We start from the raw sequence: 21,783 nt of genomic DNA on the forward strand, positions 1-21,783 counted from the left end.
GATATGCGATGAACCAATTGAGCGAGCCGGGCAGCTCGACCCTGTCGGCGTCTGCCGCCGACACGATTTCTTCAGCGATTGTGGGCGGCGATCTGGCGCCAGGATCGCGGCTAGCGATCCGCGATCTATCGGCCGAGCTGGGAATCGGCCCGACCCCCATTCGCGAAGCGCTCACCGGCCTCGCCGGACGCGGGCTCGTCGTCGCTTATGGGCAGCGCGGCTTTCGCGTCGCGCAGGTCAGTCGTCAGGATCTGCTCGACCTCATTCGCGCGCGCAACGCGATCGAGACGGGCGCGCTACGCGAGGCGATCGCGCGCGGCGACGCCGATTGGGAGGCCGAGGTCGCGGCGGCATTGCAGCGGCTCAAATATTTCTCCGCCAACCCGCCCGCGTCGGTCGAGGAGCGGGTGGCGACCTTCGAGCGGCTCAACCTCGGTTTTCACAAGGCGCTGCTCGCGGGCTGCGGCTCGCCGCGGCTGATCGCGATGGCAGACGATTTGCACCGGCAGGCCGAGCGGTATCGCAACCTGATGCTGCGCATGCGCGACGTCAGCCCGAACGTTTATGACGAGCATCGCGAACTCGCCGAGCTGGCGCTTGCGCGCGACGCCGATGGCGCGTGTGCTTGGCTGGCCGAGCATAACCAGATCACGCTGCGCCTCATTTACGACGATCCGTCGATCGGGGGCTGACGCGATCAGGCCGGCTCCGGAACAGGCGCGTTGAGCATCAGGATCGCCTCGGCCTCAGCCATGATCCGGTCGAGCAACGCCTGCACCGTCGGAATATCGTCGATCAGTCCCGCGACCATGCCGCAGCTCCAGGCACCGGCGTCGACGATGCCGTCGCGCATAACCTTCGGATAGACGCCCGCTACCTCGTCGGCGATGTCGGCAAAGCGCAACTTGGACCCCATTTCTTCTTCCCGGACGAGGATACGCTCGACCGCGACATTGTTGAGCACGCGTTCGGTGTTGCGTAGCGGGCGCATCACCAGCCGCGTGTCGAGTTCGGTCGCGTCGAGGATGGCCTGCTTGACGTTGGGATGCACCGGCGCCTCCTCGGTTGCGATGAATCGCGTGCCCATGTTGATGCCGTCCGCTCCCAGCGCGAGCGCCGCGACAAGCGAGCGCCCATCGACCATCCCGCCCGAGGCGATGAAGGGGACCGACAGCGCGCGCGCGGCGGCGGGCAGCAGGATGAAGTTCGGAATATCGTCCTCGCCCGGGTGGCCGCCGCATTCGAAGCCGTCGACGCTGACCGCGTCGCAGCCGATCGCCTCGGCCTTCAGCGCGTGGCGAACCGAAGTGCATTTGTGGATAACCTTGATCCCCGCAGCCTTGAGCGCGGGCAGGATTTCGGCGGGATTGTTGCCCGCGGTCTCGACCGCCTTCACCCCGCCTTCGATGATCGCGGCGACATAGCCGGGGTAATCGGGCGGATTGACCGACGGCAAGAAGGTCAGGTTCACGCCGATCGGCTTGTCTGTCATCTTGCGGCAGCGTTTGATCTCTTCGAGCAACGCGGGGCCATTGGGAAAAGTCAGCGCGGTGATCATCCCGAGCCCGCCGGCGTTGGAGACGGCGGCTGCCATTTCGGCGAAGCCTACATAATGCATGCCCCCCTGCACGATGGGCCGCTCGATGCCGAAAAGCTCGGTGATTCGTGTACGCATATCCTGTCCCTTCAAAATGTTTACGACGTAAATATGAAAATCTGGGCGGCTTTGTCAAGATTGACATATACGATGTATAATTTATTTATGTCGAACGAGAAACGGAGAGGATGCGGACAATGAAAGCGAGGATCGCCGAGGTGGATGCACATCGCGAAACGGGAACGGCGCAGCCTGTCCCGGTGATGCGCTTGTTTGGCGAATTCGCCTCCGGCCGGACCGGGCGCCGGTTCGACAGCTATCACGACCTCCATCGCTGGTCGGTCGAAAAGCCCGATGCCTTCTGGCGCGCGGTGTGGGATTTTGATGGCATCGTGTCGCCCGACACGCCGCCCGACCGCGTCCTCATCGGCAAGGCGATGCCCGGCGCCACCTGGTTTCCCGGCTGCCGCGTCAACTATGCCGCGCAAATCCTGCGCCATGTCGACGCGGCCGAGGCCGCGGGGCACCCCGCGATCGTCGCCGAGGACGAGCTTGGGCCGATCGCGCAGATGGGCTGGCGCGATCTACGCGATCGTGTCGCAGCGATTGCGCTGGCGCTGAAGGAACTCGGCATCACGCGCGGCGACCGGGTCGTCGCCTATCTTCCCAACCGGCCCGAAGCGATCGTCGCCTTCCTCGCCTGCGCGTCGATCGGCGCGATCTGGGCGATCTGCTCGCCCGACATGGGCATTCCCGCGATCCTCGAACGCTTTCGTCAGATCGATCCCAAGCTGTTCATCGCGACCGACGGCGTGACCTATGGCGGCAAGCCGCTCGACCGCAGCGGCGCGGTGGCGGAGATTCGTGCGGCGCTGCCCTCGCTCGATCATTTCATCCTCGTGCCGTCGGGGCTCGGCTCGCAGGATTTTCCCGGCGCGATCGACTTTTACAGCTTGCTGGCGGCGGAGGGTCGCGACCTCGACGGCTTCGAACCCGAATGGCTGCCCTTCGATCATCCGCTGTGGATCGTCTATTCGAGCGGGACGACGGGCAAGCCCAAGGCGCTCGTCCACGGCCATGGCGGCATATTGATGATGTCGGCGGCGGGCCGTATCCATTCGGACCTCGGCGCCAGCTATGACCCGCGGACACCCGGCGAGCGCTTCCACTGGTTCAGCTCGACGGGGTGGATGATGTGGAACCTGCAGGTCGGCGGCCTGCTCGGCGGGACGACGATCTGCATCTTCGACGGCAGCCCGACGGGATCGCGCGACGCGCCCGACTGGGGACTGCTCTGGCGCTTTGCGGCGCGCAACAAGGTCAGCTTTTTCGGCGCCGGGGCCCAATATTATACCCTAGCGGTCAAGGCGGGTGTCGATTTGACCAAGGCTGGCGACCTGTCGGCGGTGCGCGCGCTCGGCAGCACAGCGTCGCCGCTTCCCGCACTGGTCCAGACGAACCTGTCGCATATGATCGCGCAGGCGGGCGCGGCGCGTGTCTGGTGGTTCAACAGCTCGGGCGGCACGGACATCTGCGGGGCTTTCTGCACCGGCAACCGCGAACTGCCCGAAGCACCGGGCAAGCTGCAATGCCGCCAACTTGGCGCCGCGGTCGAGGCATGGGACGAGGAGGGGCGCGCGTTGCTCGGTGAAGTTGGCGAGCTGGTCTGCACCCGGCCGTTGCCGAGCATGCCGCTGTTCCTGTGGGGCGACACCGACGGGTCGCGCTACCGCGAATCCTATTTCGACGCTTACGACGGCATCTGGCGCCATGGCGACTGGCTCCGCATCGAGGCGAGCGGCGCGTGCGAAATCTTCGGGCGCAGCGATGCGACAATTAACCGCGGCGGGCACCGGATGGGGACGAGCGAAATCTATGACGCGGTCGAACGGCTGGGCGATGTTGCCGACACGCTGGTGATCGACGCGCGCACGAACGACAGCGACAGCGAATTGCTGCTGTTCGTCTTGCCCGCACCCGGTGCCGTGCGCGGCCTCGCGCTGACCGCAAAGATACGCGATGCGATCCGCACCGGCCTGTCGCCGCGCTTCCTGCCCGACCGGATCATCGAGGTCGCCGCGATCCCGCGCACGCTGTCGTCGAAGAAGCAGGAACTGCCGATCAAGCGATTGTTCGAGGGCGCCGATCTGGACAAGGTGATCGACCCGTCGGCCATGGCCAATCCAGAGAGCCTCGAAGAATATGCAGCGCTCGCCGCCGAATTTCGCGAGCGCGCGGCCGCTTAGCGGGCGCGGGCGCGGTCGGCGAGGGCGATCGCCTGGGCGGCGACGGCGTCGAGCGCCGGGGTCGCGACGCCGGCGTGGCGGGCAAAGGCCAGCGGTGCACGGACCAGCGCATCGATTTCCATCGCGCGGCCGGCCTCGTAATCCTGAAGGATCGACGGTTTGTGATCGGGCGCGGCCCGGCGCAGCCCTTCGCGATCGACCGGGCCGAAATCATAGCCGAGTGACGCGGCGACCGCGCGCGCTTCGGCCATCAGGACCAGCAAGGTTTCGGCCAGCTGATCATCGGCGGCGAGGTCGCTGACCTTGCGCCCGGTGAGAAGGCAGAGCACCGACGCCGTCATATTGTTGATCAGCTTTGACCAGAGCACGGCGCGAATATCGGGGGCGGACGGGGAGTCGATGCCGCTTGCAGTAAGCGCGGCGCGGATTTCGGTGATCCGCTCGCTGGCGCGATCGTCGATCTCACCGACGACCAGCGCGTTGCGCGCTGGGGAATCATTGTGGACGACGCCGGGCTCGACGAGCTGGTTCGACGAGAAAATGACCCCGCCGATCGTCCGCGCAGGGCCGATAGCTCCCGCCAGCGTGGCATCCGGATCGAGCCATCCGAGGTCGGGCGCCCCGCATTCGGAGCCCGACAGGCCCATTCCATACCACCATGGTATGCCATTTTGAGCGAAGATGACCGGCGTATGGTCGGCGAGCAGCGGCGCGATGCCGTCGGCGAGGACGGGCAGGGCGGTTGCCTTCACCGTCGATATCACCAAGTCCTGCGGTCCGAGGTCGGCGGGATTATCGGATGCCGCCACCGATGCCTGAATGACTTGTTCGCCCGAAATAAGCGTGAGCCCGTTTTCCCGAATCGCCGGCAGCTGCGAGCCCCGTGCAACCACCGACACATCTTGACCGGCCGCAGCAAGCCGCGCGGCAAAATGGCCGCCAACGGCCCCAGCGCCGAAAATACAGATACGCAAATCGGGATCCTTTTCGTTCATCGGAGCCGCGGCCAGAAAAGCAGAACAACCGGCCGCGGCGCCCCTTTCGCTAGGTGCGAAAGCCGGGGTCGATCCGGTCGAGCTTGCGCAGCAGCGCCGGCCAGATCAGATGTTCGGCGAGATTGCGCATGCCCTCTGCGCTGGCGGGCGAGGCGACCTGTTCGGCGACTTTTTCGGCGACGCCGTCGTTGGGCTCGTTGAGCCCGTCGCGGCCGGCGACTAGCATCAGAACCTGCGCTTCGCACGCGCGCTCGAGGAAATACATGCGTATGAACGCTTGCGAGACGGTGCGGCCGACGGTGAGTGTGCCGTGGTTGCGCAGGATCATCGCATGTCTGGCGCCAAGGTCGGCGAGGAGCCGTTCGCGCTCGCCGATGTCGGTCGCGATGCCCTCGAAGTCGTGATAGGCGATGTCGTGGATGGCCGCCATCGCGGTCTGGGTGTGCGGCAGCAGGCCGCTCGCCATCGCCGACACTGCCTGTCCGTGCGGCGTATGCAGGTGAATGACCGCGGCGGCATCATCGCGCCCGGCATGGATCGCCGAATGGATGACGAAGCCGGCCCGGTTCACCGGCGCCGGGGAATCGCCGACCTTGTTGCCGTCGAGGTCGATCTTGACCAGCGACGACGCAGTGATCTCGTCGAACATATGCGTATAGGGGTTGATCAGATAATGATGATCGGGGCCCGGCACCCGCGCTGACAAATGGGTGAAGACAAGGTCGTCCCAGCCAAAATGGGCGACGAGCCGATAGGCCGCAGCCAGATCGATGCGCAGCGCCCATTCCTCCGCCGAAATGGCGGTGTCGCTGGGCTGGGGAATCTCCAATAAGCTAGCCATGTCATATCTCCTGCTTGGCGGGAAACGGGGTAGGGCGGGGCGCGGCGCGAGACTGCCAAGGATATGGCAATTGGCGCGGTACGTGGGAGCGAGCCGTCATCGGACGCCATCCGGCCGGGCGTGCTGCGCCAGCCGTTCGGGGTCGAGTATCTCCATGCGTCCATAAGCGATCGCAATGACGCCGCCCTCCTTCAGCTCCGACAACAGATTGCCGAGATGCTGGCGTGACAGGCCGACACGGCCCGCCAGATCCTCCTGGCTCATCCGCAGAACCGGATGCGGGATGCGCGGATCGGGGCCGGCCATCGCGAGGATCATGCCCGCCACCCGTTCGCGGCCCGGCCGGCCCGTCGTCGACCCGATATAGGCGAGCGCCGCGCGCTGATGATCGCAGCCGATCAGTGCGACCTGGCCGATGAAGGCCGGATCGTTCCCGGCATGCGCGGCGATGGCGGACGCCGGTAGATGCAGCAGCGAAACCGGTCCGTGGCAAACCGCATCGTGCGGGCGGGGGCCATGGTCGATCACCGACAATTCGCCAAACCATTGCCCGCCGCGTGCGACGAAGGTCACCATCTCGCGCCCTACTGCCGGATAGGCCATGAGCCGGACCTCGCCGTCGATCACGCGGTAGAGGCCGTCGCCCGCGTCGCCCGCCGAATAGACGCGGGCGCGGTCGGGGAAATGCCGCAGGCTGACTTGCGCCTGGACGAAGTCGCGCGAGCGCTGCGACAGGCGCGCGAACCATCGGTCCGCGCCGCCGAGCGTCTCGCGCGCGACCCGGGCGCTACTATTCACCCTGAAGGCCACGGGCCCGCCTGTCCTGCTCAGCGCCGCGCGTCGCCTTGTCGACATCCTCCTCCGCCAGATCGAACTTGCGGAGCGGCCAGCGCGCGATCAGCGCGGCCCAGGCCGGGATCAGGCTGGCCGCGAAAACGATGCCCATGATCGCGACCGCGGGTTGCTGGACGACCGTGTCGTCGGCGGTCGAAATGAACCCGGTAAAGGTCAGGACGAGCGCGAACAATGCGGCGCCGAATCCGCCCGAGATCGTCTCCGTCGCGTTCGACAGGCCGACCATCGCGCCGACGCTCGATTCGCCGCGCACCGAGGTTTCATAGGCGAGCGCGTCGGCGAACATCGCCTGCGGCAGCATCGAGGTGCCGGCAAAACCGGTGCCGATGATGAACACCGAGACAAAGGTCAGCCCCGTTCGCATATCGGCGGGGGCCACCGACAAGGCCGCCAGCAGCAGCGCGCCGAGAGCATAGAGCATCAGCGCGGTGCTGAGCGCCGCGCGCTTGCCGCGGCGCACCGCGAACATGCGCCAAAGCGGCATGGTCAAGAGCAGCGGGATGGTCAGGATGATGAACATCGGCGCCACCGCTTCGGGATCGCCGAGCACATAGTCGGCAAGGTAGGGCGTGCTCGCGAGCGACACCGACGAGGCGATCTCGGTCAGCGCGACCAGCCACAGCATCGCGCGCAGCGATGGGCTGGATTTCAATATGGCGATGCTCGCCTTATATGCGGTGGGCGCGGCGGGCTGCGTCGTCGCCGGGGTCGAGCGCCGCGCGCCGACGAAGGCGACGATCAGCGTCGCGGCGATCATCATCGTGCCGATAAAGAGCGCCATGTCGCGATAGCCGTCGCGGGCATTGTCGCCATTTTCGACGATGGTCGGGGCGAGGCCGCCCGAGATGAGCACCGCGATCGCGAGGAACGCGATGCGCCACGCCGCCATCGACGCGCGGGCACGGGTGTGCGGGGCGATCTCGGCGGGAAGCGAGGACCAGGGAACCACAAAGGTCGAAAAGGTCATGCTTGCGAGCGTGAAACTGATCGCAACCCACAGCGCGGCGGCATTGCCCGAATAGGGCGTCCAGAAGGTCGCCATGAAGGCGAGCGGGAAGACGAGTCCCCCGAAGACGATCCATGGACGGCGGGCACCGAAGCGGGTGCGCGTGCGGTCGGACAGGCGGCCGACGAGCGGGTTGGCGAAGACGTCGAACAGCTTGGGGATGAAGACGATCAGCCCCGCGAGCCCCGCCGGGACAGCGAGCGTATCGGTCAGATAATAGAGCAGGATGAGCCCCGGTACGGTCGAGAAGCTGGCGCTCGCCAGGGCCCCGACGCCGTAACAGGCCTCATCCAGATGTCTTTTCGATGTCACGCTCATATGCCTCTCCCTGTTGTTTTGATTGGTGCCGGCGCTGCGGCGGCTCGCTAAAAATTGGTCCCACTGAGCGGGATTGCCCAAGGGGGCCGGACTGGCAGGCGCGGCGGGGATACCCCGCGTGCCAGCCCGGCTAGTCGGCTCATATGGTCCGGATCCGTATGTCATGCCGCGCGGCCTTCGTCGTTGAAGGGGAGAAATCCGGCGAAGAAGCGCGGCACGGCGATCAGAACCGATATGAGACGGCAAGTCCGCCGACGGCCTGGATCTTCGAACCCTCATCGACGATGGGGCTGTCCTTTGCGTCGCCGACATAATAATTGGCGCCGGCGCGGGCGATGACGCCCCAGCGCTGGTTGAACTGGTAACCGATGGTCGTGCCGATCCCGATGTCGCGGATGCCGCCGCCGGGGCGATAGGCGGCGAGGCCCGACGCGACCGCCTCGGCCGGGGTCACGCCGAAATAGGCGCGCGTATATTTCTTGTCGGCCCAGGTCGTCTGTGCATCGAGATTGACGAACCACTTCTGGCTGCGGTGCGCGGCGTAGGAGACCTGCGCGGTGCCGAGCAGGCCGTCGTGCCCGTCGGAGACGTCCTTGACGAGGCTGAGGTCGAATTCGATCTCGCCCTGGCCATATTGGTTGCCGCCGAAGCGGTATCCGATGTGCCCGCCGACTTCCATCGCCGAGTCGACGTCGTTGAGCAATTTGACCCGGCCGTTGCCGTCCTTGTCGCTGTTGCGCTTGCCGCGGAAGTTGAACACCGGACCGATCTGGACCGGGCTGTTGCCGAGCAGGTCGAGCCGCGCGCCAAGGCCGCGGATTTCGAGCGCGACGCCCTTCCATTCGACGTCCGCGATCATCAGCGGCACGAGTTCATATTTCTTCGAGCCGTCGTAGACGGGGACCATGCCCGGCCCGATCGCGAAAAAGCCGTCGATACCGCCGCTCTTTTTGTCCTCGTCGTCGCTGTCATCGCCGGGCCCTTCGGCGACCCTGGGGCTGCCGGGCGATTCCTGCGCATGGGCGGGTGGGCTGAAGAGGGCGGCAGCGAGCACCGCCAAGGGGAGAGTTGCCTGTTTCATCTTTTTTGCTCCTTGCGACAACCAGTCCGATGCGGCCGGCCGTTCGAAGCAGCGACTAGGATGACGGAAAAATACGGGCCACCGCGCATTCGCGGTTGCGTAGTTTACTTCGTATAATCTAAATAGCGCAGGCTTGGAGTATGGTTCACGATGCGCGATTTCGCGAATTCCCGAATGGAGAATGGGCTGGTGCGGCTGATTGGGCACGCCGGGCTGACCATGTTGTTCGTGGCCTTGCTCTCTTTCCTTTCGCCGTTCGGCACCTATCGTTTCGATCCCATCGAGCGCATCGGCTATTGGACGGTGCAGATGACCGCGTGGGTCCTCTTCTCGCTGGCGAGCGGAGTGCTGGTCGAGCGCTTGCCAAGGCTGCGCGATGCCAGCCCGACGGTGCAGAAGATCGCGGCGACCGTCATGGCGGCGCTGCCGCAGCTCGTCGTAACGGGTACGTCGAACCATATCCTGCATGGCTGGCAGCCATTGCCGACCGAAGTGATCGAACTCTTCTTCTCGATCTCGCTGATCGGCGGTGCTTATGTGTTCCTCGCTGAGCGGGTGCTGGCGGGGTTGCAGCTGGCGCCGGCGCGGTCCGCGTCCTTTGCCGTTCTGGGATCCGATAACGACAATGGGCCTTCGATAAGCGACAGCGACCCCAGTGACCCCGGCTTGTTCGATCGCCTGCCGCCGCCATTGCGCAGCGACATTCTGTGCCTCCAAGTCGAGGATCATTATGTCCGCGTCCATGCGGCGCAGGGCAGTGCGATGGTGCTGATCCGTTTTTCCGATGCGATGCGCGGGCTCGACCATATCGCCGGGTCGCAGGTACATCGCAGCTGGTGGGTGGCGAACGACGCGGTGCGAACGCTGCGCCGGTCGGGCCGCACGGCGCAGCTGATCCTGTCGAACGATATGACGGTGCCGGTGTCGCAGCCTTATGTCGCCGACGCGGTCGGCCGCTGGGGCACGCTGGAATCCGCGGCCTGACCCCGCGGGCCGGCGGCGCTCATATCGTCCGCCCGGCATCGGTCCAATAAGGCTCGCGAAGGCGGCGCTTGAAGATCTTGCCCGAATCCTCGCGCGGCAGGTCGGCGGCGAATTCGATCGTCCTGGGCAATTTGTAGCGCGACAGCGTTTCGGCCAGCCGCCCGTGGACATCGCCGGCATCGAGCGTCACCCCTTCTTCGGGCTGGACATAGGCGCAGACCGCCTCACCGAATTCGGGGTCGGGGATGCCGAAGACGGCGGCGTCGCGAACGCCGTCGATCGCCAGCAGCGCGGCCTCGACCTCGGCGGGGTAGATGTTGACCCCGCCCGATATGATCATGTCGCGGCGGCGGTCGCAGAGGAACAGGAAGCCGTCCTCGTCGATCCATCCGATATCGCCGACGGTGATGAAGCCGTCGCGCTCGATCTCCGTCCGCTCGTCGTCGCGGCCGTGATAGGTGAAGTCGGGCACCGACCGCGATTTTACATAGATATCGCCGATCTCGCCCGGCGTGGCTTCGTTGTCCGCCTCGGTGAACACGCGAATGCTGATACCGGGCAGCGCGCGGCCGACGGTGCCCGGTCGGGCAATCGCGTCCGCCGATCCATGGCCGGTGATCAGCCCGGTTTCGGTCGACCCGTAATATTCGTGGATGACCGGGCCCCACCAGTCGATCATCTGGCGCTTGACCTCGATCGGGCAGGGGGCCGCGCCATGTACGACGAAGCGGAGCGACGATGTGTCATATGCTTCGCGTACGTCAGCGGGCAGTTTCAGCAGGCGCACGAACATCGTCGGCACGACATGCATATGGGTGATGCGATGCTCGGCTATGAAGGCAAGCAATTGCTCGGCATCGAAACGCGGTTGCAGGACGATCGTCGCGGCAAAGCCCGCGGCGGCGAGACCATAGCTATTCGGCGCCGAATGATACATCGGCCCGGTCATCAGGATGCGCATCGTCTCGCCGGGCTGGAGGCCATAGCCATGGATGAGCATGTCGACCTGCGCGGCAAGATGTTCGGGCTGGAGCGGACGGCGGCGCACGCCCTTTGGCTTGCCCGTGGTGCCGGACGTATAGATGACGACCGACGCCCCGCCCGGACCCTGCGGGGGCGCCCCGCTCGCCACGTCGGCGAGCCAGTCGGCCCAGGGAGTGGCTTCGGGCAAGGGCGCCGAAACGGCCAAGCCATAAGCGGCGGCGATCTCGGGCGGAGTGGGCACGCTGACCAGCCGGGTCTGCCCGAGCTGTCCGGCGAGCGGCGCCGCGAGATCGTCGTGCGCCACTATCAGGCGCGCTCCGCTATCCGCCAAGACATAGCCGATCTCGTCGGGGGTCGCGTGCCAGTTGATCGGCGTTGCGAAAGCGCCGATCCAGCGCGCGGCAAGGCTGGCGACGAAAAATTCAAAATCGTTGCGCAGCAGGATCGCGACCGCATCGCCCGCGCCGATGCCCGACGCCAGCATGGCAGCCGCTGCCCGCTCGATCTGACGTTCGAAGGCGGCGGGTTCAAGGGTACGATCACCCGAAATTAGGGTCGCCGTCATGCTGTCTCTCCATATCGTGATGAATGTTGCGCGCGCCATTCGGCCAGCCAGCCTAGCCCATCGATGGTGTCAGCCGCGGGCCGATATTCCGCGCCGAACCACCCGGCGTAACCTAACGCCCGAATAGCGGAGATCGCGGCGAGGATATCGACGGCGCCTGTCCCGGGCTCATGCCGGCCGGGGGCGTCCGAGAATTGTACATGGGGCGCGACATCGCCGTGTGCCGTCCATGCCGCGGCGATGTCGTCGCCGGTCATCGCGACATGATAAAGGTCGAACAGCAAGCCGAAACGCGGTGCACCGATCTGCCGTACCATGGCGGCTGCTTCGCCGATCGTGGCGAACAAGGCACCAGGAAAGTCGTTCGGGTTCGACTGTTCGACCAGCAATGCGGCGCCAAGTTCGAGTCGGTCGGCGATGGCGAGCGCGGTCTCGACGTTGCGGGCATAGGTCGCGAGGCATTCGGCACGGTCGGTTCCCGGCGTCATGCGGGACGGCCCCAGATGGACGAACGCCGCGCCCAGCTCACCGGCAGCGGCAAGGCCGCGCTCGGCCGCGGCGGCAAACTCCGCCTCGCGCCCCGGAATGCCGGACAGGCCGAGGCCGCCGGTCATCAGGTCGCCGAGCGGCAGGTTTATAAGGACGACGGGCATATTCGCTGCGCGTGCCGCGCGTGCCATTTCCGCAGGATCACCTTCCTCGACAAACTGGATTTCTACCCCGTCGAACCCGGCGTCTGCGGCGGCGGAAAAACGGTCGAGCAGCGGACGCTCGCGGAACATCATCGACACGCTGGCGCCAATCTTCAGCGTCATTCGCCACTGTCCCGCTGCTGCTGCGTGCGCAGGGTGCGATGGATGGCGCTATGGTCAAGCTCGCCGTCGGGGCCTGCGGCCGCTTGCTCATACAATGCCGCCGCTTGATCCAACAGCGGCAGCGACAATGCCAGCTTCGCTGCGAGGCCGGTCGCCATGCGCAGGTCTTTGCGCTGGGTGGCGATCGTCGCACCCGGGGCATGGTTCCGCGACAGCATGCGCGCGCCGTGCTGGCGCAGCACCGTCGAATCCGCAAAACCGCCCTTGAGTGCGGCAAAGGCCGCCTCGGGATCGCCGCCGCCGCGTTCAATCAGCAGCAGCGCCTCGGCGATCGCCTCGATGCTTATTCCGACGATGATCTGGTTGGCAAGCTTGACCAGCTGGCCCGCGCCCACCCCGCCGACGCGGTTGACCCGGCCAAGCAATTCGAGCGCGGGGCGCGCGGCGTCGATCGACCGGACTGAGCCGCCCGCAAAGATTGTCAGCGCGCGCGCGATGGCGCCCCGCTCACCGCCCGACACGGGTGCGTCGATATAGTCGATGCCAAGCTCCGCCAGCCGTGCGGCCTGCTCGGTCGCGGTCTCGGGGTTGATCGAACTCATCATCGCCACGGTGGCGCCGGCGCGCATGGCGCGCGCGACCCCTCGTTCGCCGAACAGCGCTTCGCTCGTCGTCGGCCCGTCGCTGAGGAGGGAAATCACCAGATCGGCACCACTGACGGCCTCGGCGGCGGAGGCGGCAATCGCGACATCTTCGGCTGCGAGCGGCACGGCTTTCGCCGCGGTGCGGTTCCATACGGTGACCGGAAAACCCGAACGCGCGAGGTTGCGCGCAATGGGCGCGCCCATCAGCCCGGTGCCAAGCAATGCGATTTGGTCGACCACCTGGCCGCATTAGCACTGCAAGAGCAGGATGCAATGATTATCTATTTTATACAAAAAAATCGATATAATGTTCATGAGCCGCGATCGGAGATCATAGGCGTTCATACGCGGCAAGACCCGGGCTGATTATCTCGAAATCGCAGAAGCGATAGGTCCGAGATAGTCCATGTCGAGACTCGCGAGCCGAAAGCGAGTTTGGTGAACCTGATTTCGATCGGCGGGCGATTTGAACGGTTATCCTGCCGATGGTGAATGATCATCATCCATCTCCGGAATGTTGCCGCAGCCTTATCAAAAAATGCGGGAATCCCTGATCCACAGGCCGCGCCCTCCCGATCTCACGCGGTCCATCTACAATCTGAATGATGGTTATTCACAAAATGGTCTCGAACCCAGCGGTTGCAGTGATACTGCCTTTGAGTGACGAATATTCATTTAGTAGTAATTGCGGTTATATCGGGACAAATATAAAAAGATATAAAGTAAAATTGTCCTAGTTGTAAATATTTACGCCATAATTTATCTGTTACTTGAGGAGCGTCACGAAATTTTATAAGCATATAATATTCAAGCGGAGAGTTATGAAAAATTTCAACATATTCGGGATAGGATTCTGCTTTATCGGACTGACTGGCTCATTTCCGGCCCATGCTACAGACGGATATTATCTCACTGGTGCAAACACACGGGCCATGGGCATGGGCGGGGTTGGCATCGCTCTGCCTCAAGGACCGGAGGCCGCGACTATCAACCCAGCTGGAGCGTCCTTCGTCGAGAGTGGTTTCGAGATCGGCACTCAGGTTTTTATCCTCAAGACCCGAACCACCGACCTGTTCTTCCCCGGCAACGATGTCAGCGGGCATCAATACCAGCCGATTCCCGACTTCGGGATCAACCTGCATCTAACCGACAGGGTGACGCTCGCTGTCACCTCGTTTGGCGGCGGTTTGGGCCAGAGCTATGACCAGCCGTTCGTGCCGGACCATGGCTTTTCCAAGGAGCGCGCCAATTTCATTCAAGCTGGGATCGCACCTACCCTCGCCTACAAGGTTCGCGATAATCTTGCGGTCGGTGCCGGAATCGGACTGATCAACGAATTCTTCCGGGCGAGGGGCGTCATCGTGCCGACAGCCACTGGACCGGCCCAATTGCCAAATCACGGATGGAGCCACGCATTCGGAGTGGGCGGGAGGTTCGGTGTCCTGTGGAAACCGACGCCCTCTGTGGCCGTTGGCGCCACTTACATGACCAAAGTGCGGATGTCTCGCTTCAAAGGCTATGACGAGGATCTTCTGGCCGGGTCGGGCGGAAGCATAGATGCACCCGAACAGTTTGGCGCGGGAATCTCGGTCAAGCCGAACGCGCGACTGACCATCGGGTTCGACTTCGTCCGGACCAATTGGAGCGGCGTCAAGGCCTTCAGCGAGCAGGCAGGCTTCGGCTGGCGGGATCACAACATCTATAAGTTCGGCGCGTCCTACGATCTGACGCCCGGGCTGACGGTTCGAGCCGGGACAAGCCTTGCCAAGCGGCATTTCGGCAGCGATTTCGTCCTTGCCAATGTCAACACGCCCGGCACGGCATCCCGTTCGCTGACCTTCGGGTTCACCAAGCGGTTGGGAGAGAAAAGCGAAATCTCGTTTAGCGCCGACTATGAACTGAATGGCAAGGTGAAGGGGACGGGGCCAAGCGCAGGGACGACCCTCAATTCACATTACGGCTTCACCGGAATCAGCTTCTCTCGTCGTTTCTGAAATATATTCGTCCGTTGCTGCGTCCGGTTCGAAGGCACGGCGGTTGGCAAGGAACAGGAGACTACCGAGTTCCGGCAGGACGGGAGCAATGCGCAGCGGGATGATCTCGCTGTCATGCTCGCGCCCGCGGTGAATGTATCCGCCGATCTTGCGAAGAATGCGAGGTCCCGAGCGAAGTTTGAAGAAGCGTTGATGCGCGTTGAGCTAAGGGGAGAATCCCGACAAGGGGACACTCCCGAACAGCCATGACCGCCAAACCGGATGGGCGGGCGAGGGGAAGCCGCCAACCTGTCGGTTCGATCAGGTCTCAGGCGTCTTCCATTCGGCGCACCAGTTCCTTGCCGATGATCAGCTGTTGGATTTGCGTGGTGCCTTCGTAAATGCGGAAGACACGCACATCGCGGAAGAAGCGCTCGACCGCGGTCTCGCGCATATAGCCGGCGCCGCCATGGATCTGGACCGCCCTGTCGGCGATCCGGCCCACCATCTCGGTGCAGAACATCTTCGTGCACGAGGCCTCGAGCGACACGCGCTCGCCCGCGTCGTAGCGCCGCGCGACGTCGCGCAGCATGCACTCGGCCGCATAGAGATCGGCCTGGCTGTCGGCGAGCATCGCCTGGACGAGCTGATAATGGCCGATCGGTTCGCCGAACTGCTCGCGATCGGCGGCATAGCGCGTCGCCTCGTAGAGGATGCGCCGCGCCTGGCCGACGGCGACGCAGGCGACATTGATCCGGCCGCGATCGAGCGATTTCATAGCGGTCGCGAAGCCGCGGCCTTCGATGCCGCCGATGATCGAAGTCGCGGGGACGCGGACATTCTTGAAGATCACGTCGCTGATCCACGCGCCCGACTGGCCCATCTTCTTCTCGATCTTGCCGACCTCGATGCCCTCGGCATCGGCGGGCACGAGGAAGGCGCTTATATGGGCGTTTTTGGGGAGGCGCTCCCTCGACGTTCGCGCCATCACCAGAAACAGTCCGGCGAGCGGCGCGTTGGTGATGAAACGCTTCGTTCCGCTCAGCAGATAGTCGTCGCCGTCGCGCACGGCGCTGGTGATGAGAGCTGCGCTGTCAGAGCCCGAACCGGGTTCGGTGAGACAGAAGCTCACGATCACCTCGCCCGTCGCGATGCGCGGAAGCCATTCGGCCTGCTGGTCCGGCGTTCCGTCGATCAGAAGCGCCTGCGATCCGAGGCCGAGGTTGATGCCGACGATCGAGCGGAACGCGGCCGAACTCCAGGTCAGTTCCATGATGACCTCGATTTCCTCCGAGGATCTCAAACCGAGCCCGCCATGTTCCTCGGGCGTCGTCAGGCCGAACAGCCCCATCTCGCGAAAGTCGCGCAGAATTTCCTCGGGGATGGCGTCGTCCTCGGCGACGCGCGCCTCGAGCGGAACGAGCTTCTCGCGGGTATAGCGCCGGACGGTATCGACAAGTTGGTCGAGCGTTTCTGGATCGACTGCCATGATCAGGCTCCTTCGAGGCCGACGATCGCAATCGCCGCGACATTCTGGTTCGGCATGCCGCCGAGGTTATGCGAGAGGCCGAAGGTCGGCGTGCCCGCCACCTGCCGGTCTCCGGCGCGGCCCAGGAGCTGCAGGTAATTTTCGTAGATCATGCGGATGCCCGATGCGCCGATCGGGTGGCCGAAACATTTGAGGCCGCCGTCGATCTGGCACGGGTTTTTCCCGTCGGCGTCGAACCGGCCGTCGAGAACATCCTTCCAGCCCTGGCCTTCGCGCGAAATGGCAAGATCCTCCATCGTCACCAGTTCGGTGATCGAGAAGCAGTCGTGCACCTCCATGAGACTGACCTGGCTGCCGGGATCGCTAATCCCCGCTTCCTTATAGGCCTTGGCGGCGGCGATGCGCGTGGTGTGGAGATAGCTTCCGTCCCAGCCGGCGCCCTGCAGCTCCCAGCCGTTCGAGACGGCAAGCTGGAGTGCTTTTACCGTGACGAGATCTGTCTTGCCGAGCGACCGTGCGATCTCCGGCGTGGTGACGATCGCGACGGCGGCGCCGTCCGAGACGCCGCAGCAATCATAAAGACCGAGCGGTGCCGCGATCATCGGCGCGTTCATCACCGTCTCGATATCGACGGGTTTCCTGAGGTGCGCCTTGGGGTTTTTCGCGCCATTGGCGTGGCTCTTGACCGACACATGCGCCATCGCGCGCTTGAGGTCATCGGGCGCGATGCCATGTTTTGCCTGATAGGCCGAGGCGAGCTGGGCGAAATTACCGGGCGCCGAGCCCACGACGCCGATCATGTCGAACATGGTCCCGCGCGTGCGGACGGGAAGCCCGCCATAGCCCGTATCCTTGAGCTTCTCGACGCCGACTGCGAGCGCGATGTCCGCGGCGCCCGATGCCACGGCATAGACCGCGCCGCGAAACGCCTCGGTGCCGCTCGCGCAATAATTTTCGACTTTGGTGACCGCGCAATTGGGCAAGCGCAGCGCGATGGCGGCGGGGATGCCCGAGGGCCCGACGTTCATCGCGTCGAAGCCGACCGATTGCCAGGCGGCATCGATCTGCGAGGGCTCGATGCCGGCGTCGGCCATTGCCTCGACATAGGCCTCGACCATGAGTTGCTCGGCGTCGTCGTTCCAGCGCTCGCCGAAGCGGGCGCAGCCCATGCCGAGGATCGCCACCTTGTCCCTGATACCGCTAGCCATCTCAATTGCCCTCCGCGGCCGGAACCGCTTTCCAGAAATATTTGACGAACCCGCTACGCTCGTCATGCGCCTTGATGCGGAACATCATTCGCACCGGCGCGCCAACGTAGATGCTCGCGGGATCGGCATCGGTGAATTCGATCATCATCCGCCCGCCGCCGTCGAACTCGATCATGCCGTAATAATTGGGCGGATCGGGGGTGTAGGTCAGACTGTCGGCGGTGTAGGTCAGCACCTTCGCGCGGCGGTGCGCGAAGGGATAATCCTCCTGCGTCCCGATCGCGGGTTCGTTCTGGTTGACGCTGATTTCCGAGCGCGGGAACTGGACCGTTCCCGTGACGGTGCAGCGTCCGCCGACAAGGCCGAGCACCGCCTTGCGGTTGCGATAGAGGGCCGTGAGCACCGGCTTCTGGTCGAATTCGGCGCGCTTGCCGAGTTCGAGGTTGAGATGGCCCGCAAAGGCCAGATATTTAAGATAATTCTCTTCCTTGCGCGATCGCGCGAGCGCCGCCGTCAGCCCGCCCGCGGGCGCAGCCTGGCCGGCGGCTCCGGTCGCCTCGAGAAGGAGCGCGTCGGCGCCTTGGCCGAAACCGAGGACGAGGATCTTCTCGCCGGCCTTTGCCCGCTCGAGCGCCGCCGCTAGCATCAAAAGCGGATGCGCGCAGCCGGCAAAACCGAGGTTCGCGGCCAGATCGTCGACCACCGCTTCGGCGGCGATGCCCGCCTTGGCGGCGAGCGCACCCGCGGCGCCCTTCGCCGGAATTGCGGCCGCGAAATGGGCGATGTCCAAGCCGCTCAACCCTTGCGCTGCGAGCAGGCCGCTCACCGCTTCGCCGGCGAGCTTCGCATAGCCTTCCTCGCGGATCCAGCGGGCCTCCCAGCCATAGTCGAACTCGGCGGCGGTGGTGCGGAAATGATCGACGAAATCTGCCGACACGCTGTGGCTGCCGATGAAGCGCGCGAGACCCTCACCGGGGCCGACGAGCAAGGCGGCGGCAGCATCGCCATTGGCGAGTTCGTCTTCGGAGGCCGGACGCGCGCGTCGCTTCTCCGAGGCGGCGACCAGCGTGCAGCCGCTATCGGCCGAACGGAAAGCCTGGATCAAGGCGCCGGTGCCGGCCTTCTGGCTCGTCCCGACGTCGAGCGTCAGCACGGCATCGGGCAGCGTCAGCGCTTCCTTGACGATGCCGGCATTCTGGCGGTCGGCGAAGGGCGCGCTGGTCGAGGCCAGCAGGAGGGTCGAAACATCGGCCGCATCCTGCCCCACGAGGCAATCGCGTGCGGCCTCGACCGCCATGGTAACGACATCCTCGTCCCAGTTCGCGATCGCGCGCTCGCCGCGGGCGAGCCCCCTCAGACCGGGCGCGAACCATTTATTGGCTTCATAGACGGCAGCGCGCTGGAGGCGCATCAGCGGCACATAGGCGCCAATGGACAGGATACCGGACATCAGATCGTAAACTCCGCAAAGCCATTGTCGAGAACGAGGGCGTTCCGCTCGGGTGCGCGGACCTGGAAGGAGGCCTCGCCGGGCGCGCCGCGCCATAGCGCGAGTTCGAGCCGGTCGCCGGGAAAGACGGGGGCGGTGAACCGGCAGTCGAGCCGCGCGAGCCGCGCCGGATCGTTGCCGCACAGCGCGGCGAGGAGCGCGCGCCCGGCGATGCCATAGGTGCAAAGCCCGTGGAGGATCGGCCGGTCGAGGCCCGCCGCGGCGGCGACCGCGGGGTTGGCATGGAGCGGATTATAGTCGCCCGAGAGGCGGTAGATCAGCGCTTGCTCGGGCCGGGTTGCAAGTTCGGCGCGCTCGTCCGCGGCCGAGGACGGCACCTGGTGCGGTGCACGCGGGGGAAGCGAGGGCCCGCCGCAGCCGCCGTCGCCCCGCAGGAAGGAGACCTGGGTTACGCTGGCGAGCAGGGTGCCGGTTGCGGCGTCGAAAATCTTGCGCGTCGAATAGAGGAGGGCGCCCTTATCGGCACCCTTGTCGACGATATGGTCGATGGTGAGCTCGCCGCGGACCTCGCCCTCGACCGGAAGCGGGGCGTGGAAGACGACCGATTGCTCGGCATGAAGCACGCGCTTCCAGTCGATGCCATATTCGGGCTCCTTCTGCCAAAAGCCCGGATAGGCTAGAACGACCGCCATCGTCGGCAGCGTCTGCAGCCCTTCTTCATAGACGAAGCGGAGGTCGTCCTTGTCCGACTGCTGTCCCGCGCCGACCCCGAGCGCGTACAGCATCGTGTCGCGGCGCGTATAGCGATGATGTGTAACGCGGGGCGGGAGCGAGAGCAGGCGATCACGATCGAACGACATCGCTTAGACGGGGTCCCAGGCGAAGACGTCGCTCGAGCGGGTCAGTGAATGGAAGCTCGGACGGAAGGCGGGCAGCAGTTCCGAGGCGATCGTCTCGGGCGTCCAGCCGTCGGACCGGTGCATCGAGCGGATCGGGCGCGGCACCGAAAAGAGGAAAATCTCATTCTTGCGGACCGCGAAAATCTGGCCGCTGACTTCCTTCGCCGCATCCGACGCGAGGAAGACGGCGAGGGGCGCGATCTTGTCTGCCGACATCGCCTTGAAGCGCTCGACCCGTTCGCGCTCGGCTTCGGTCTCGGCCGGGATCGTCGCCGTCATACGGCTCCAGGCGAAAGGGGCGATGCAGTTCGAGGTGACGCCCGAACGCGCCATATCGAGCGCGATCGAATTGGAGAGCCCCACGACGCCCATCTTCGCCGCCGAATAATTGGCCTGCCCGAAGTTGCCGATCAGCCCCGAGGTCGAGGTGAAGTGGACGAAGGCGCCCGCGCCCTGATCCTTGAAATGGAGCGCGGCGGCCTTGGATACATAATAATAGCCATTGAGGTTGATCCGGATCACATCGTCCCAGTCGACCTGGCTCATCTTGTGAAAGATGCGATCGCGCAGAATGCCGGCATTGTTTACCACCGCGTCGAGCTTGCCGAAGGCGCCCAGGGCATCTTCGACGATGCTGGCTGCAGCGGCGGGGTCCGAAATATCCGCGGCGTTGACGATCGCCTGACCGCCCGCGGCGCGGATTTCCGCGACGACCTCTTCGGCAGGCCCGGCGTCGCGGCCTTCGCCGTCCTGCGAGCCGCCCAGATCATTCACGACGACGGATGCGCCCTCGCGCGCGGCCAGAAGGGCGATCTCGCGCCCGATCCCACGTCCGCCGCCAGTTACCGCCACGACCTTTCCTGAAAGCATGGTCACGAATCAATCCTCCACCAGTTGATAGCGCCCTCCTAGAGCGCGTATCGTTATTATTCAATATAAAGAATTATTCTATTCCACATAGAGAATGAAAGCGCGATTTGGGTTGGAAGGGCGCGCTCGAACAGCGCATGGCAGACGGAAGATTGTCCGGACGGATCGTCCGGTTGCCGGGAGGGTCTGAAACGGCGCGGCCTGGCTCCGGCGGTCCTCGTCGACGGCGTCCGAAGGTGTCGAGAAGGGCGAAGCTGCCCGCGGCCGGCGGATCGCTCTGCTTGGAGCGCGCGCGGAACGAAGGGCCGGGACGGCGGGCTAAAGTCGGTTCGGGCAAGGCGCCGCTGCCGCCCGGCCTGGAAGGCTCCGCGTCGTGGCCTTCCCCTGGCCGCCAGCCAGCCGGCCAGCAGCGCGCTCCCCGCGGGCGCTGTTGCCTATTCGGCCGCGACCGGGGGCTTCTCGCGCGCGCTCAGCTGAAAATCGCGCGGCCGGACGACCTTGCCGTTCGCCGAGAGCGGGCGCATGCGGGGAAGCGGCCGGCCGCCGATCCGGTCGACCAGGACATGCCCCGGTTCGCCGGTCTCAAAACAATGTTCCTCGCCCCATTGCCAGAGCGCGATGAGGAGGACGTAGAGATCCTCGCCCTTTTCGGTGAGAATATAACGCCGGCTGCGGCCGTCGCGATCGGGCTCGGTACGGAATATGTCTTCCTCGATCATTTTCTTGAGCCGTTTCGAGAGGATATTGCGAGCGATTCCGAGGCGCTTCTCGAAGTCGCTGAAGCGCTGTTGGCCGTGAAAGGCTTCGCGCACGAGCAGCAGGGACCACCAGTCGCCCACGACCTCGAGCGCGCGCGCGATGCCGCAGGCTGCTCCGCCGAGATCGGTCCTTTTTCCCTTCATCATTTTCTGCCTTGCTCATGCCGTTCAAAGAGGGTTGCAAAGTTAAACTAGTTTGGTCAAT

The 21,783-nt window shown here is 64.8% G+C and carries 19 protein-coding genes; 4 read left to right on the forward strand and 15 right to left on the reverse strand.

Annotated elements, in window-relative coordinates:
* Positions 1 to 8 precede the first annotated feature (8 nt).
* On the forward strand, positions 9 to 692 hold the full coding sequence (locus VSX79_RS05365; protein WP_326914663.1) for a GntR family transcriptional regulator: 684 nt from the start codon (positions 9 to 11) through the stop codon (positions 690 to 692).
* A 5-nt stretch (positions 693 to 697) separates the two neighbouring features.
* Here the strand turns inward: VSX79_RS05365 and VSX79_RS05370 are convergent, their stop codons facing one another.
* A complete protein-coding gene (locus VSX79_RS05370) occupies positions 698 to 1,675 on the reverse strand; it encodes an NAD(P)H-dependent flavin oxidoreductase (protein ID WP_326914664.1) in 978 nt (325 codons plus the stop codon).
* 119 nt (positions 1,676 to 1,794) lie between these two features.
* Between VSX79_RS05370 and VSX79_RS05375 the strand changes: the two genes are divergently transcribed.
* Positions 1,795 to 3,843: an acetoacetate--CoA ligase gene (locus VSX79_RS05375; RefSeq protein WP_326914665.1), complete on the forward strand. Its 2,049-nt coding sequence runs from the start codon at positions 1,795 to 1,797 to the stop codon at positions 3,841 to 3,843.
* On the opposite strand, the gene VSX79_RS05380 is transcribed toward VSX79_RS05375, so the two are convergent.
* The 5 genes from VSX79_RS05380 to VSX79_RS05400 all read right to left on the reverse strand — a co-directional run bounded on the left by VSX79_RS05380 (position 3,840) and on the right by VSX79_RS05400 (position 8,939).
* Positions 3,840 to 4,838 (reverse strand): ketopantoate reductase family protein, encoded by a 999-nt coding sequence (locus VSX79_RS05380; RefSeq protein ID WP_326914666.1) that lies wholly within the window; start codon positions 4,836 to 4,838, stop codon positions 3,840 to 3,842. The two genes, VSX79_RS05375 and VSX79_RS05380, sit on opposite strands and share 4 nt — an antisense overlap.
* 49 nt (positions 4,839 to 4,887) lie before the next feature.
* Positions 4,888 to 5,679 carry a class II aldolase/adducin family protein gene (locus VSX79_RS05385; protein WP_326914667.1) on the reverse strand — a complete coding sequence of 264 codons (792 nt, stop codon included), beginning with the start codon at positions 5,677 to 5,679 and terminating at the stop codon, positions 4,888 to 4,890.
* A 96-nt stretch (positions 5,680 to 5,775) separates the two neighbouring features.
* The gene (locus tag VSX79_RS05390) at positions 5,776 to 6,489 is read right to left on the reverse strand and encodes a Crp/Fnr family transcriptional regulator (protein WP_326914668.1); all 714 of its coding nucleotides are present in this window, start codon (positions 6,487 to 6,489) and stop codon (positions 5,776 to 5,778) included.
* Entirely contained in the window at positions 6,470 to 7,858 is a 1,389-nt protein-coding gene (locus VSX79_RS05395) for an MFS transporter (RefSeq protein ID WP_326914669.1), read from the reverse strand. The genes VSX79_RS05390 and VSX79_RS05395 overlap by 20 nt, the downstream gene beginning before the upstream one ends.
* 223 nt (positions 7,859 to 8,081) lie before the next feature.
* Positions 8,082 to 8,939, reverse strand: coding sequence for a MipA/OmpV family protein (locus VSX79_RS05400; RefSeq protein ID WP_326914670.1), 858 nt, complete (start codon positions 8,937 to 8,939; stop codon positions 8,082 to 8,084).
* Between the two features lie 189 nt (positions 8,940 to 9,128).
* Here VSX79_RS05400 and VSX79_RS05405 point away from each other — a divergent pair, with 189 nt between their 5' ends.
* Positions 9,129 to 9,923, forward strand: a complete 795-nt coding sequence (locus tag VSX79_RS05405; protein WP_326914671.1) for a LytTR family DNA-binding domain-containing protein — start codon at positions 9,129 to 9,131, stop codon at positions 9,921 to 9,923.
* 19 nt (positions 9,924 to 9,942) lie between these two features.
* On the opposite strand, the gene VSX79_RS05410 is transcribed toward VSX79_RS05405, so the two are convergent.
* Genes VSX79_RS05410 through VSX79_RS05420 form a run of 3 tightly spaced genes read right to left on the reverse strand, consistent with a single transcriptional unit; the run spans position 9,943 to position 13,171 of the window.
* Positions 9,943 to 11,472 carry an acyl-CoA synthetase gene (locus VSX79_RS05410; protein ID WP_326914672.1) on the reverse strand — a complete coding sequence of 510 codons (1,530 nt, stop codon included), beginning with the start codon at positions 11,470 to 11,472 and terminating at the stop codon, positions 9,943 to 9,945.
* Positions 11,469 to 12,287, reverse strand: coding sequence for a hydroxypyruvate isomerase family protein (locus VSX79_RS05415; RefSeq protein ID WP_326914673.1), 819 nt, complete (start codon positions 12,285 to 12,287; stop codon positions 11,469 to 11,471). Before VSX79_RS05415 ends, VSX79_RS05410 begins: the two co-directional genes overlap by 4 nt.
* On the reverse strand, positions 12,284 to 13,171 hold the full coding sequence (locus tag VSX79_RS05420) for an NAD(P)-dependent oxidoreductase (protein ID WP_326914674.1): 888 nt from the start codon (positions 13,169 to 13,171) through the stop codon (positions 12,284 to 12,286). The genes VSX79_RS05415 and VSX79_RS05420 overlap by 4 nt, the downstream gene beginning before the upstream one ends.
* Before the next feature lie 581 nt (positions 13,172 to 13,752).
* On the opposite strand from VSX79_RS05420, the gene VSX79_RS05425 reads away from it, so the two are divergent.
* Complete coding sequence (locus VSX79_RS05425) at positions 13,753 to 14,925, forward strand: OmpP1/FadL family transporter (protein ID WP_326914675.1); 1,173 nt, start codon at positions 13,753 to 13,755, stop codon at positions 14,923 to 14,925.
* A gap of 307 nt (positions 14,926 to 15,232) precedes the next feature.
* Here VSX79_RS05425 and VSX79_RS05430 read toward each other — a convergent pair whose 3' ends face one another.
* The 6 genes from VSX79_RS05430 to VSX79_RS05455 form a co-directional block, all read right to left on the reverse strand.
* A complete protein-coding gene (locus VSX79_RS05430) occupies positions 15,233 to 16,393 on the reverse strand; it encodes an acyl-CoA dehydrogenase family protein (RefSeq protein ID WP_326914676.1) in 1,161 nt (386 codons plus the stop codon).
* 2 nt (positions 16,394 to 16,395) lie between these two features.
* Complete coding sequence (locus VSX79_RS05435; RefSeq protein WP_326914677.1) at positions 16,396 to 17,601, reverse strand: acetyl-CoA acetyltransferase; 1,206 nt, start codon at positions 17,599 to 17,601, stop codon at positions 16,396 to 16,398.
* Between the two features lies 1 nt (position 17,602).
* Positions 17,603 to 19,051 carry an OB-fold domain-containing protein gene (locus VSX79_RS05440; protein ID WP_326914678.1) on the reverse strand — a complete coding sequence of 483 codons (1,449 nt, stop codon included), beginning with the start codon at positions 19,049 to 19,051 and terminating at the stop codon, positions 17,603 to 17,605.
* Positions 19,051 to 19,911, reverse strand: coding sequence for a MaoC/PaaZ C-terminal domain-containing protein (locus tag VSX79_RS05445; protein WP_326914679.1), 861 nt, complete (start codon positions 19,909 to 19,911; stop codon positions 19,051 to 19,053). Before VSX79_RS05445 ends, VSX79_RS05440 begins: the two co-directional genes overlap by 1 nt.
* 3 nt (positions 19,912 to 19,914) lie before the next feature.
* Positions 19,915 to 20,820 (reverse strand): SDR family NAD(P)-dependent oxidoreductase, encoded by a 906-nt coding sequence (locus VSX79_RS05450; protein ID WP_326915223.1) that lies wholly within the window; start codon positions 20,818 to 20,820, stop codon positions 19,915 to 19,917.
* A 434-nt stretch (positions 20,821 to 21,254) separates the two neighbouring features.
* Entirely contained in the window at positions 21,255 to 21,722 is a 468-nt protein-coding gene (locus tag VSX79_RS05455; RefSeq protein WP_326914680.1) for a winged helix-turn-helix transcriptional regulator, read from the reverse strand.
* Between the last annotated feature and the right edge of the window lie 61 nt (positions 21,723 to 21,783).

The organism is Sphingopyxis chilensis (genome assembly GCF_035930445.1).
Classification (GTDB): Bacteria; Pseudomonadota; Alphaproteobacteria; order Sphingomonadales; family Sphingomonadaceae; genus Sphingopyxis; species Sphingopyxis chilensis.